Origin of the sequence: Streptomyces sp. BF23-19 (genome assembly GCF_041106355.1) — a bacterium.
Lineage (GTDB): Bacteria > Actinomycetota > Actinomycetes > Streptomycetales > Streptomycetaceae > Streptomyces > Streptomyces virginiae_A.
In genome coordinates, this window is the sequence record NZ_JBGBPT010000042.1 from 63,978 (window position 1) to 75,527 (window position 11,550).

Below are 11,550 nucleotides of genomic sequence, written 5' to 3' on the forward strand. Positions count from 1 at the left end.
CGGTGCTGCGCAGCGGCGCCCTCATGGCGGCCGGTTCCATCGTCTCCCGCGCCACCGGCTTCATCCGCTCCGCCGTCGTCGCCGCGGCACTGGGCGCCGAATTCCTCGGCGACAGCTACACCGTCGCCAACACGGTCCCGAACATCATCTACATGCTGCTCATCGGCGGCGCGCTCAACGCCGTCTTCGTACCCGAGCTCGTCCGGGCCGCCAAGGAGCACGCGGACGGCGGATCGGCCTACACCGACCGGCTGCTCACCGCCTGCACCGCCGCCCTCGTGGCGCTCACCGCCGTCGCCGTCCTCGCCGCCCCGCTGATCGTCTCGGTGTACACCGACTACGACGGGGCCCAGGCGAGCACCACCGTGGCCCTCGCCCGGTACTGCCTGCCGCAGATCCTCTTCTACGGGCTCTTCACCCTGCTCGGGCAGGTGCTGAACGCCCGCGGCCGGTTCGGCGCGATGATGTGGACCCCGGTCCTCAACAACGTCGTCATCATCGGCGTCTTCGGACTGTTCCTCTACCTCTCCCACGACGGGGCGGCCGGCCTCAGCGCCGGCGAGACCCGGCTCCTGGGTCTCGGCACCACCCTCGGCATCGTCATCCAGGCCCTCGCCCTCGTCCCCTCGCTGCGCGCCGCCCGCTTCCGCTGGCGCCCCCGCTTCGACTGGCGCGGCAGCGGCCTCGGCCGCCCCCTGCGCAACGCGGGCTGGCTGATCATGCTCGTCCTCACCAACCAGATCGCCTACTGGGTCGTCACCCGGCTTTCCACCACCACCGGCCGGCACGCCGTGGACGCCGGACTCGCGGGCGGCGCCGGCTACATCGCCTACAGCAACGCCTACCAGCTGTGGGTCGTCCCGCAGGGCATCATCACCGTCTCCCTCGTGACCGCCCTGATGCCCCGGATGAGCGCGGCCGCCACCGACGGCGACCTCGCCGCCGTGCGCCGCGACATCTCCTACGTCCTGCGCTCCAGCGCCGCCCTCGTCGTGCCCGCCGCCGCGCTCTTCGCCGCCCTCGCCCCCTGGGTGATGGGCAGCGTCTTCGAGTACGGCCGCACCGACGCCGCCGACATCGAGGTCATGGCGGGCATGCTCATCGCCTTCGCCCCCGGACTGATCGCCTACTCCGCCCAGTACGTCCTCTCGCGCGGCTTCTACGCCCTCTCCGACACCCGGACCCCTTTCTTCCTGAACCTGGTCATCGCCGCGCTCACCGCCGGGCTGTCCGCCGCCGCCTACTTCCTGCTGTCCCCGCGCTGGGCCGTCACCGGCATGGCCGCCGCCTCCTCCGTCGCCTTCCTCGCGGGGGCCGCCGTCACCGCCCGCACCCTCACCCGCCGGCTCGGCCCGCGCGCGGGCACCCGTACGCAGCGGCGCGCGACCGCCCTACGGACCCACCTGCGGCTCCTGGGCGCCTGCGTACCGGCGGCCGCCGCCGCGTACGCCACCGCCCGCGCCACCGAGCGGTTCGGCGACTTCGCCGCCGTCGGGGCGGGAACCGTCGCCCTGGCGCTCGTCGTCGTCATCCTCGCCGGGCCGCTGCGCCTGACGGAGATCACCGACATGCTGGACTCCCTGAGGCGCAGGACCGGCCGATAGCGGGAGCCAAGCCCCGCAACACCTTTGGGATACTGACCGGATGCCACGCGTACTGCTGATCGAGGACGACCCTTCCATCCGCGAGGGGGTCGGCCTCGGCCTGCGCCGCCGAGGCCACGACGTGAGTTCCGCCGAGACCGGCGAGGAAGGGCTGGCGCTGATGGGCGGCTTCCGCCCCGAGCTCGTCCTGCTCGACCTGATGCTGCCCGGCATCAACGGCGTCCAGGTCTGCCGCCGCATCCGCGAGACCAGCCAGGTGCCGATCATCATGCTCACCGCACGCGGCGACGACTTCGACATAGTCGTCGGCCTGGAGGCCGGCGCCGACGACTACATCGTCAAACCCGCCCGCACCGAGGTCATCGAGGCCCGCATCAAAGCCGTCCTGCGCCGGCTCAGCGACCCCGTGGGCACCCGCCCGGGAGTCGAGCACCACGGCGAGCTGAGCATCGACCGCGCCGGGCTGAGCGTCGCCAAGAACGGCGAGCGCGTGCCCCTCGCCCCCAGCGAGATCAAGCTCCTGCTGCACCTGTCGGCCTCGCCCGAGCAGGTCTTCTCCCGCCAGCAACTCCTCGAGTACGTCTGGGACCACAGCTACCACGCCGACGCCCGGCTCGTGGACGCCTGCGTCCGCCGGCTGCGCACCAAGGTCGAGGACCCCGACGCGAGCCCCCGCTACATACAGACCGTGCGCGGCTTCGGCTATCGCTTCGGTCCGCTGTAGGCGACCGTGCGACGCATAGCGCCGCTGGGCCTGCGCACCCGGCTGATCGCGGCCTTCCTGCTGGTCGCCGCGATCAGCGCGGTGACCACGGCCGCCCTCACCTACCAGCAGGCGCGCAACGCGATCCTCAAGCAGACCCAGGACACCGCGATCAGCACCCTGCGGGACCAGGTCGAGCAGCAGGAGTTCCGGCTTCCGCTGGACCAGCAGGAAGTCCAGCGCATCGTCATCGAACTCGGCAAGCGCGGCAAACCGCACCCGTGGATCATCTTCGGCGAGTACGGCAGCGTGCGGGTCTCCACCAACCCCGGCACACCGACCTCCAGCGTGATCACCGACGACCTGCGCGAGAAGGTCCGCCGCAACGACTACACCGCCTTCCAGCGGGTCGAGGACCAGCGCGGCAACCCGTGGCTCACCGTGGGGGTCCCCGCCCTCATCGAGCACAACGGCTCCACCGAATCCACCGGCGCCGTCTTCTACGCCAGCGTCCCGCTCTCCACCGAGAAGCAGACCGTCGAGGCCATGGTCGACGCCGCCAAGCAGGGCGCCGTCCCGGGGCTGGCCATCGCCATCGTGCCCGCCCTGCTGGCCGCCCGCAGCGTCCTGCGGCCGGTCCGCGACATGCGCCGGGCCGCCCAGCGCCTCGGCCGCGGCCGCCTCGACACCCGGATCGAGGTCAGGGGCGCCGACGAGCTCGCCGGACTCGCCCGCACCTTCAACGAGACCGCCCGCGCCCTGGAGCAGTCCGTACGCGAGCTCCAGGACGCGGAGGTCCGCGCCCGCCGCTTCGCCTCCGACGTCTCCCACGAACTGCGCACCCCCCTCGCCGGGATGCTCGCCGTCACCGAGGTCCTCGACGAGGATTCCGAACGCCTCGACGCCGACACCGCCAAGGCCCTGCGCCTGGTCAGCGCCGAGACGGGCAAGCTCGCCGTCCTCGTCGAGGACCTGATGGAGATCTCCCGCTTCGACGCCCGGGCCGCCGAGCTCAACCTCGACGACGTGGACGTCGCCGAAGCCGTGCGCAAGACCCTGGAGCGCCGCCACTGGGTCGACGACCGCATCGTCACCGAACTGCCGGACCGGGTACGCGCCCGCCTCGACCCGCGCCGCTTCGACGTGGTCCTCGCCAACCTCGTAGGCAACGCCCTCCGCCACGGCGGCGCGCCCGTATGCGTCACCGTGCGGACCGCACCGGGCGAGCACGGCACACGGCTCCTGATCGACGTCGCCGACAGCGGCCCCGGCATCGCCCCCGAGGTGCTGCCGCACATCTTCGACCGGTTCTTCAAGGCCGACGCGGCCAGGACCCGCTCCGCCGGCAGCGGTCTCGGCCTCGCCATCACCCTGGAGAACGTCCGCCTGCACGGCGGCACCCTCCTCGCGGCCAACGGGCCCGCCGGGGGAGCGGTCTTCACCCTCGACATGCCGCTGGAGGCCCACGCGTGACCGGGCACCGAACGAGATCCCGGGCGGCCGCGGCCACGGCGGCGCTGGTCGGCTGCGCCCTGCTGCTCACCGGATGCGGGATCAAACGCACCGGGGTGATCGACAGCGGTCACGCCGCCACCGTCAAGGTCTCCGGGAGCAAGGGCAACTTCCTCTACTTCGTGTCCAAGGAGGGCGACCGGCTCGTCCCGACCCCCTTCAGCGTGCCGGAGGGCTACAACCTCAACCCTGTGGTGCTGTTGCGGCTGCTGCTGGACGGCCCCCGCGGCCGGGCCGGCGAGGTCGGGCTCACCACGGCGCTGCCCCGGCTGCCCGACGGGGCGGAGGAACAGCTGGCGGTGAGCCCGTACGCGCACGACGGAACGAGGGTCCGGGTGCCGTTCGCCGTGGGCAACCTGTCGGACCTGGCCCGCATGCAGCTCGTGTGCACCATCGGCGCCTCCGTCGTGACGGACACCCTCAGCCCCGTCAGCCTGCAGGGTTCCGACACCACCCTCCCGGCCGCCGACTGCGACCTGAAACGCTGACCGGCGCGGTCCACCCCCGGCCCGCGGGGCCGCACCCTTGCGGCCGGGGGCGCCCACCCGTCACGGTGGCCCCATGGACCACGCCGCGGACGTCCCCGACGTCTTCGACCCCCGCATCTACGCCTCCGGCATCCCGCACGAGCGCTACCGGCTGCTGCGCGAGCGGCACCCCGTGGCCTGGCAGGCGGAACCGGAGATCCAGGGCTGGCCCGCCGGCCCCGGCTTCTGGGCCGTCACCCGGCACGCCGACGTCGTACGGGTCCTGCGCGACCACCGGACGTACTCCTCCTGGCTGGGCGCCACCCAGATCCGCGACCCCGACCCCGCCGACCTGCCCTTCCTGCGCCGCACCATGCTCAACCAGGACCCGCCCGAGCACGGCCGGCTGCGCCGGCTGGTGTCCCGCGCCTTCACCCCCGCCCGCGTCGACGCCTTCGCCGGGCGAGTACGCGAGCGCGCCCGCACCCTGCTCGCCGCCGCCCGCCGGGACGCCGAGGACGGCGCCGTCGACCTCGTACGCGCCGTCACCGACGAATACGCGCTGCTGAACCTCACCGACCTGCTGGGTGTCCCGGCCACCGACCGGGCCCTGCTGCTGGAGTGGACCGTACGGATCATCGGGTACCAGGACCCCGACGACGCCCCGGCGCCGCTCCTCGGCCCGGACGGCACACCGCTCGACCCGCGCTCCCCGGCCCTGCTCGGCGAGATGTTCGCGTACGCCCGCGAACTGGCCGACCACAAGCGCGCGCACCCCGGCGACGACGTGATGACCGCCCTCGCCGAGGCCGGGCTCGACCCGGCCGAACTGGAGATGTTCTTCTTCCTGCTCACCGTCGCGGGCAACGACACCGTACGCAGCGCCGCCCCCGGCGGCCTGCTCGCCCTGGCCGAGGCCCCGGACGCCTACCGCCGACTCGCGGACGGATCCGTCCCGTTCGACCGGGCCGTCGACGAGCTCCTGCGCGTCCACCCGCCGGTGCTCAGCTTCCGCCGCACGGCCGCCGTCGACACCGACCTGGCCGGGCAGCCGATCCGCGCCGGGGACAAGGTGGTGGTCTTCCACGCCTCCGCCAACCACGACGAGCGTGTCTTCGCCGACCCCGGCCGCCTCGACCTGGCGCGGACGCCCAACCCGCACGTCTCCTTCGGGGACGGCCCGCACGTCTGCCTCGGCGCCCACTTCGCCCGGCTCCAGCTGCGCACCCTCTACGAGGAGTGGTGCGCGGCCATGCCCGCGCCGGAACTGGCGGGACCGCCCCGGAGACTGGTCTCCAACTTCATCAACGGGATCACGCGGCTGCCGGTACGGGTGTCAGGGCGGCCCGGGTGACATCGGCCGCGAGCTCGGTCACATCGGGGCCGTAGGCATCGGAGTTGACCACCTTCAGCACCAGGCAGAAGGGATCCTTCCCGTACGTGCGGGCCAGCCGCTCGTGGTGGCGGGCGAGATAGCGGGCGGCGGCCTGGTTGCTGACCGCCGTCTGCCCGGAGAGCAGGAAGACGGGACGGCCGCCCTGTGCGCCCGTCAACCTGGCGAGCAGCACGTACTCCACCCGGCCCTTGGCCCACCGGTAGCTCTCGCCGCCCACCTGGATCGCGCCCCGGTCCTCGTGTTCCTGGGTGTCGACGTTCACCCGTACCCCCGGCAGCATCGAGGCCAGGTGCGCCACCGTGCGGGTGTTCGACGTCGGGCCGCCGACGCAGAACTCGGCCCGTTCGCCGAAGCCCTGACGCGCCTCGTCGTGCGTGACGATCTGGACGTTGGCCCCGCAGTCCTTGATCAGCGCGGATATCTCCAGCAGTGCGAACGCGTCGTTGCGGTGCACCGACGACTCCTTGCCGCCCATCTGCCGGTTGACCACGAACAGGCACTCGGCGCCGGCCGGCAGCCCGAAGAAACCCTGCTTGCGGCGCAGCGTACGGCGCCACAGGTAGGTCCGGGCGAACCAGCCGAACCCGCCGCTGACGGCGGTGGCTATCACCCCGAGCACGATGTTGCGCACGTCGTCGTTCATGCGGCGGATGGTAGCGGCCGGGTGGCCTTCCTGACGCAGGGGGTGCGGTGAAGTTACGCTGCGCCGACCAGACCTGACAAGCCGTCGACCGGAGGAACCGGATGCGTGCTCCCGCCGCACGTCAGTTAGCGCTCGTCGCCCTCGCCGGGGCGCTCGTCTCCACCGGGGCCGCGGCCCCGCCCACCACGACCACCCCACCGGCCAAGGTGCCGGTCGCCGTCGGCTACGGCGGGGCCGTCGCCAGCGTCGACGCCGACGCCTCCGCCGCGGGCATCGCCGTCCTGCGCTCCGGCGGCAACGCCGTGGACGCGGCGATCGCCACCGCCGCCGCGCTCGGGGTGACCGAGCCCTACTCGGCGGGCATCGGCGGAGGCGGCTACTTCGTCTACTACGACGCCCGCTCGCGCCGGGTGCAGACCATCGACGGCCGCGAGACCGCCCCCGCCACGGCCACCGAGACCCTCTTCCAGGAGAACGGCCTGCCCATCCCCTTCGCGGAGGGCCAGACCAGCGGCCTCGGGGTCGGCGTGCCCGGCACCCCCGCCACCTGGAAGAGCGCCCTCGACGCCTGGGGCACCCGCCCGCTGGACAAACTGCTGAAGCCCGCCGAGAAACTGGCCCGCGACGGCTTCACGGTGGACAGCACCTTCCGGGCCCAGACCGACCTCAACCAGGACCGCTTCAAGGACTTCCCGGACACCGCGAAACTCTTCCTGCCGGGCGGCGCCCTGCCGGTGGTCGGCTCCACCTTCAAGAACCCGGACCTGGCCGCCACCTACGCCGAACTCGGCCGCAAGGGGACCGGCGCCCTCTACCGCGGGCCCCTCGCCGAGGACATCGTCCGGGCCGTGCGCACGCCCCCGGTGGACCCGGCGGCCACCCGCAAGGTCCGCCCCGGCGACCTGACCACCGGGGACCTGCGCACGTACGCGACCAAGCGGCAGGACCCGACCCGGGTGGGCTACCGGGGTCTGGACGTCTACAGCATGGCGCCCTCCTCCTCCGGCGGCACCACCGTCGGCGAGGCGCTGAACATCCTGGAGCGGACCGACCTCTCGAAGCTGTCCGAGACGCAGTACCTGCACCGCTTCATCGAGGCCTCACGGATCTCCTTCGCCGACCGGGGCCGCTGGGTCGGCGACCCGGCGGCGGTGGACGTGCCCACGCGCGAGCTGCTCTCGCAGCGGTTCGCCGATTCGCGCGGCTGCCTGATCGCGCCCGACCGTACGCTGACCAGCCCGCTGGCCCCCGGTGACCCGCGCCACCCGGCGGCCTGCGGCGGCTCCGGCCAGGCCGCCCCGACCACGTACGAAGGGGAGAACACCACCCACCTGACGGCCGCCGACCGCTGGGGCAACGTGGTCTCCTACACCCTGACCATCGAGTCCACCGGCGGCAGCGCCATCACCGTCCCGGGCCGCGGCTTCCTGCTGAACAACGAGCTGACCGACTTCTCCTTCGCCCCGGCCGCACCCGGGGTCCCGGACCCGAACCTGCCCGGCCCCGGCAAGCGGCCGCGCTCCTCCATGGCCCCGACGATCGTGCTGGAGGACGGCCGTCCGGTGCTCGCGGTGGGCTCCCCGGGCGGCGCCACCATCATCACCACCGTGCTGCAGACCCTGATCGGCCACCTGGACCGGGGACTGCCGCTGGTCGAGGCGATCGCCGCGCCGCGGGCCAGCCAGCGCAACCAGACCACCACCGAGCTGGAGCCGGGCCTGTGGAACAGTCCGCTGCGCGCGGAGCTGGAGGCGATCGGCCACGCTTTCCGGCAGAACCCGGAGATCGGCGCCGCGACCGGCGTGCAGCGGCTGCCGGACGGCCGCTGGCTGGCGGCGGCCGAGACCAGCCGCCGGGGCGGCGGCTCGGCGATGGTGGTCCGTCCGCACGGGAGGCCGTAGCGCCCTTCCCTAGAGAGCGGTGAGGATCCGCGGACCGTGGGTGGTGATCGCGACCGTGTGCTCCGAGTGGGCGGCGCGGCTGCCGTCGACGGTGCGCAGGGTCCAGCCGTCCGCGTCGCAGGTGTAGTCGTCCGTGCCGCCCGCGATCAGCATCGGCTCGATGGCGAGGACCAGGCCGGGACGCAGCGTCATCCCGCGTCCCGGCGGGCCCTCGTTGGGCACGCCCGGGTCCTCGTGCATGCTGCGGCCGATGCCGTGGCCGCCGAAGCCGTCCGGTACCCCGTACCCGGCGGCCCGGCAGGTGGCGCCGATCGCGTGGGCGATGTCGCCGATCCTGTTCCCCGGTACGGCGGCGGCGATCCCGGCCGCGAGGGCCGCCTCGGAGGTCTCGATCAGCCGGAGGTCGGCGGGGCGGGCCCGGCCGACCGTGAAGCTGATGGCCGCGTCGCCGGCCCAGCCGCCGAGCAGCGCCCCGAAGTCGGCGCTGACCAGGTCGCCGTCCTGCAGCGGGTGCTCGCCGGGGATGCCGTGCACGATCGCGTCGTTGACCGAGAGGCACAGCGAGGCGGGGAAGGGCACCGGTGCGAACCTCGGCCGGTAGCCCAGGAAGGGCGAGGTGGCGCCGGCCTCGCGGAGCACCTCGCGCGCCACCCGGTCCAGGTCCAGCGGGGACACCCCCACGTCGGCGGCCTCCCGTACGGCGGCCAGGGCGCGGGCGACCACCCGGCCCGCGGCCCGCATCTCGTCGATCTCTCGGTCCGTCTTCAGTTTCACCATGCCAATAACTATACCGGTATAACAATAACGGGATAGTTATTGGTGTGCGGGGTAGGATGAGGCCATGGTCCGTACCCCCCTCACCCCCGAAGAGCGCGAGCGCGGCGAGCGACTCGGCGTCCTGCTGCGCGAGGCCCGCGGCGACCGGAGCATGGTCGAGGTCGCCGCCGGCGCCGGGCTCTCCGCCGAGACCCTGCGCAAGATCGAGACCGGCCGGGCGCCCACCCCCGCCTTCTTCACGGTCGCCGCCCTGGCCGCGGCCCTCGGCCTCTCCCTGGACGACCTGCTGCGCCGCTGCGCCGCCGTCCCGGCCTAGACGGTCTCATCCGTACCTCGCCGGGCTCGACCGGCAGGATCCGGAAGGGACGACCCGGGCCTGCCGTTCGGGCGGGCCCGCAGGCCAGACGGACCAATCCGCGGTGGGAGGTCCGGAGCGCGGGGCAAGCGTGAAGGCGTGTCAGCCATGAACGCATCCAAGCGAGTCGGATTCGCAGTCGTCGGCGCCCTCCTCGCGGGCGGCCTGCTGCTCGCGGCCTGCGCCGTCCCCGAAGACCACCGCGCCGGCGACGTGGTCTTCCACCACCCGGGCGTCGTCGTCAGCCACGGCGGGCTCCGGCAGGCGAAGCAGATGGTCGCGGCCGGCAAGGAACCCTGGCTCTCGGCGTACCGGTCACTCCTGACCAGCCGCTACGCCTCGCTCGACTACACCCCGCACCCGGCCGACGTGGTGCCCTGCCCCTTCAACAGCGGCCCGCAGTCCTGCCTCGACGAACGACAGGACGCGATCGCCGCCTACACCCACGCCCTGCTGTGGTCGGTGAACGGCAGGACCGCCCACGCGCGCAAGGCCGTACAGATCATGGACGCCTGGTCGGCCGTGATGAAGACGCACCGCGAGGACAACGCCGCGCTCCAGGCCGCCTGGTCCGGATCCAGCTGGGCGCGCGCCGCCGAGATCATGCACGCCGACTACCCGAACTGGGAGCAGCCGCGGGTCGACCGGTTCAAGCAGATGCTGCGCAAGGCCTACCTGCCGGCCGTCCGCGCCCAGGTGCCCGCCTACAACGGCAACTGGGAACTGGCCATGACCGACGCCGCCGTCTCCATCGCCGTCTTCCTGGAGGACCAGGTGATCTTCCGGGAGTCGCTGGAACGGTTCCGGGCGCGCGTGCCCGCGTACTTCTACCTCCGGACGGACGGCCCGCGCCCGATGGCCCCGCAGTACGCCGCCATCCGGACCGCCGACCAGGTCAAGGCGTACTGGTTCGACCAGAGCACCTACGTCGACGGCATCGCCCAGGAGACCTGCCGCAACCTGATGCACGTCGGCTACGCGCTCGCCGCGTCCGCGCACATCGCCGAGACCGCCTGGCACCAGGGCGTCGACCTGTACGGCGAGCAGTCCGCCCGGCTGCGCACCGCGCTGGAGTTCCACGCGAAGTACCAGCTCGGGGCCGAGGCCCCGACGTGGCTGTGCGGGGGCAAGGTGGAGCGGACCATGGGGCCCGACCTGGAGGTGGCCCTGCACCACTACGAGACGCGAACCGGCGCGAAGCTCCCGTACACCCGCGCCCTGGTCGAGAAGACCCGACCGGCCGGGACCGACGAGCTGTTCGTGGCCTGGGAAACGGTCAGCCACGGAGAGGCCCCGCCCACCTGACACCCCCTAGGTCGTCTCTTTCGGATCTTGTCGGGCCCGGCAAGATCCGGAAGAGACGGCCTAGGGTTCGGTCATGGATCTCGAAGAGCTCGGCCGGGCGCGCTACGTCAGTCTCACCACCTTCCGCAAGAACGGCACGCCCGTGGCGACGCCCGTGTGGGCGGTGGCCGACGCGGGTGAGCTGTACGTGTGGACGCGCAGCGATTCGTGGAAGGTCAAGCGGATCCGCAACAACGGGCGGGTCACCGTCACCGCGTGCGACATGCGCGGGCGCGTCGAGGAAGGGGCACAGGCGCGGGAGGGCGAGGCCCGGCTGCTCGACGAGGCGGGCCTGCGGCGGGTGCGGAAGCTGATGTCGCGCAAGTACACCTGGCAGTTCTGGTTGGTGGACGTACCCGCCGCCCTGGCGCGGCGCGGCAAGCGCCCGCACACCGCGATCGCCGTCAAGCTTTGAGATTCCCGTAGCCCGCCCGTAACACGGGTGGGGTCCAATGCGGTCATGGAGACCGCGACTTCGCTGGCGATCAGTCAACTCTCTGGATACTTGCGGGGATTGACGCAGAGGCTGGATCCCGGGGCAGGCTGGTACGGGGAGTTCGTGCGTCGGGATCCGGAGGGCTTGAAGGCCTGTCTCGACGGGGCGGCGATGCCTCCCTGGGACGTGGTGGAATCGCTGCTGCGGGACCTGGCCGGGGCCCGGGGCGCGGAGTTCGCGGCGCGGGAGACCGTATACGCGGCCCAGCTGCGGGCGGCGGGCGTCGCCGTGTGGGACCGGCTGCCGGGCGGTGAGGGCGAGCTGCGGACCCTGCTCGCGGCGGGCGCGGCGCAGCGGGCCGCATCTCAGACGGTTCTGCGGAGCCTGACCGTACGGGTCGGCCGGGCTGCCG

Annotated in this window: 11 protein-coding genes and 1 pseudogene; 10 read left to right on the forward strand and 2 right to left on the reverse strand. The window is 72.9% G+C overall.

The window, feature by feature from the left end:
• Nucleotides 1-2 precede the first annotated feature (2 nt).
• The 5 genes from murJ to AB8A24_RS23535 all read left to right on the forward strand — a co-directional run bounded on the left by murJ (nt 3) and on the right by AB8A24_RS23535 (nt 5,640).
• Nucleotides 3-1,604 carry a murein biosynthesis integral membrane protein MurJ gene (gene murJ / locus AB8A24_RS23515; RefSeq protein WP_328965808.1) on the forward strand — a complete coding sequence of 534 codons (1,602 nt, stop codon included), beginning with the start codon at nt 3-5 and terminating at the stop codon, nt 1,602-1,604.
• 40 nt (nt 1,605-1,644) lie between these two features.
• Nucleotides 1,645-2,328: a response regulator transcription factor gene (locus AB8A24_RS23520; RefSeq protein WP_328960967.1), complete on the forward strand. Its 684-nt coding sequence runs from the start codon at nt 1,645-1,647 to the stop codon at nt 2,326-2,328.
• A 6-nt stretch (nt 2,329-2,334) separates the two neighbouring features.
• Nucleotides 2,335-3,780: an ATP-binding protein gene (locus tag AB8A24_RS23525; RefSeq protein WP_369477507.1), complete on the forward strand. Its 1,446-nt coding sequence runs from the start codon at nt 2,335-2,337 to the stop codon at nt 3,778-3,780.
• Complete coding sequence (locus AB8A24_RS23530; protein WP_328960965.1) at nt 3,777-4,307, forward strand: hypothetical protein; 531 nt, start codon at nt 3,777-3,779, stop codon at nt 4,305-4,307. Before AB8A24_RS23525 ends, AB8A24_RS23530 begins: the two co-directional genes overlap by 4 nt.
• Before the next feature lie 73 nt (nt 4,308-4,380).
• Nucleotides 4,381-5,640, forward strand: coding sequence for a cytochrome P450 (locus AB8A24_RS23535; protein ID WP_328960964.1), 1,260 nt, complete (start codon nt 4,381-4,383; stop codon nt 5,638-5,640).
• Here AB8A24_RS23535 and AB8A24_RS23540 read toward each other — a convergent pair.
• Nucleotides 5,600-6,325: a hypothetical protein gene (locus AB8A24_RS23540; RefSeq protein ID WP_266377564.1), complete on the reverse strand. Its 726-nt coding sequence runs from the start codon at nt 6,323-6,325 to the stop codon at nt 5,600-5,602. The genes AB8A24_RS23535 and AB8A24_RS23540 overlap by 41 nt on opposite strands.
• Nucleotides 6,326-6,426: 101 nt before the next feature.
• Here AB8A24_RS23540 and ggt point away from each other — a divergent pair, with 101 nt between their 5' ends.
• Nucleotides 6,427-8,226, forward strand: coding sequence for a gamma-glutamyltransferase (ggt, locus tag AB8A24_RS23545; protein WP_328960963.1), 1,800 nt, complete (start codon nt 6,427-6,429; stop codon nt 8,224-8,226).
• A 9-nt stretch (nt 8,227-8,235) separates the two neighbouring features.
• Here ggt and map read toward each other — a convergent pair whose 3' ends face one another.
• Nucleotides 8,236-9,003, reverse strand: coding sequence for a type I methionyl aminopeptidase (gene map / locus AB8A24_RS23550; protein ID WP_369477511.1), 768 nt, complete (start codon nt 9,001-9,003; stop codon nt 8,236-8,238).
• A gap of 64 nt (nt 9,004-9,067) precedes the next feature.
• Between map and AB8A24_RS23555 the strand changes: the two genes are divergently transcribed.
• From AB8A24_RS23555 to AB8A24_RS23570, 4 genes and pseudogenes are all read left to right on the forward strand, one after another.
• Nucleotides 9,068-9,319: a helix-turn-helix domain-containing protein gene (locus tag AB8A24_RS23555; protein ID WP_266606319.1), complete on the forward strand. Its 252-nt coding sequence runs from the start codon at nt 9,068-9,070 to the stop codon at nt 9,317-9,319.
• A 147-nt stretch (nt 9,320-9,466) separates the two neighbouring features.
• Nucleotides 9,467-10,663 (forward strand): alginate lyase family protein, encoded by a 1,197-nt coding sequence (locus AB8A24_RS23560; protein ID WP_369477514.1) that lies wholly within the window; start codon nt 9,467-9,469, stop codon nt 10,661-10,663.
• Nucleotides 10,664-10,736: 73 nt separating this feature from the next.
• Nucleotides 10,737-11,117 (forward strand): PPOX class F420-dependent oxidoreductase, encoded by a 381-nt coding sequence (locus AB8A24_RS23565; RefSeq protein WP_369477515.1) that lies wholly within the window; start codon nt 10,737-10,739, stop codon nt 11,115-11,117.
• Nucleotides 11,118-11,216: 99 nt separating this feature from the next.
• A pseudogene (locus AB8A24_RS23570) lies at nt 11,217-11,550 on the forward strand (hypothetical protein); the annotation flags it as partial.

What these genes read in the sequence shown, in the direction of transcription:
- AB8A24_RS23520 (WP_328960967.1), top strand. Translation starts at nt 1,645, where the DNA reads ATGCCACGCGTACTGCTGATCGAGGACGACCCTTCCATCCGCGAGGGG.
- AB8A24_RS23535 (WP_328960964.1), top strand. Translation starts at nt 4,381, where the DNA reads ATGGACCACGCCGCGGACGTCCCCGACGTCTTCGACCCCCGCATCTAC.
- AB8A24_RS23540 (WP_266377564.1), bottom strand. Translation starts at nt 6,325, where the DNA reads ATGAACGACGACGTGCGCAACATCGTGCTCGGGGTGATAGCCACCGCC.
- ggt (WP_328960963.1), top strand. Translation starts at nt 6,427, where the DNA reads ATGCGTGCTCCCGCCGCACGTCAGTTAGCGCTCGTCGCCCTCGCCGGG.
- map (WP_369477511.1), bottom strand. Translation starts at nt 9,003, where the DNA reads ATGGTGAAACTGAAGACGGACCGAGAGATCGACGAGATGCGGGCCGCG.
- AB8A24_RS23555 (WP_266606319.1), top strand. Translation starts at nt 9,068, where the DNA reads ATGGTCCGTACCCCCCTCACCCCCGAAGAGCGCGAGCGCGGCGAGCGA.
- AB8A24_RS23560 (WP_369477514.1), top strand. Translation starts at nt 9,467, where the DNA reads ATGAACGCATCCAAGCGAGTCGGATTCGCAGTCGTCGGCGCCCTCCTC.
- AB8A24_RS23565 (WP_369477515.1), top strand. Translation starts at nt 10,737, where the DNA reads ATGGATCTCGAAGAGCTCGGCCGGGCGCGCTACGTCAGTCTCACCACC.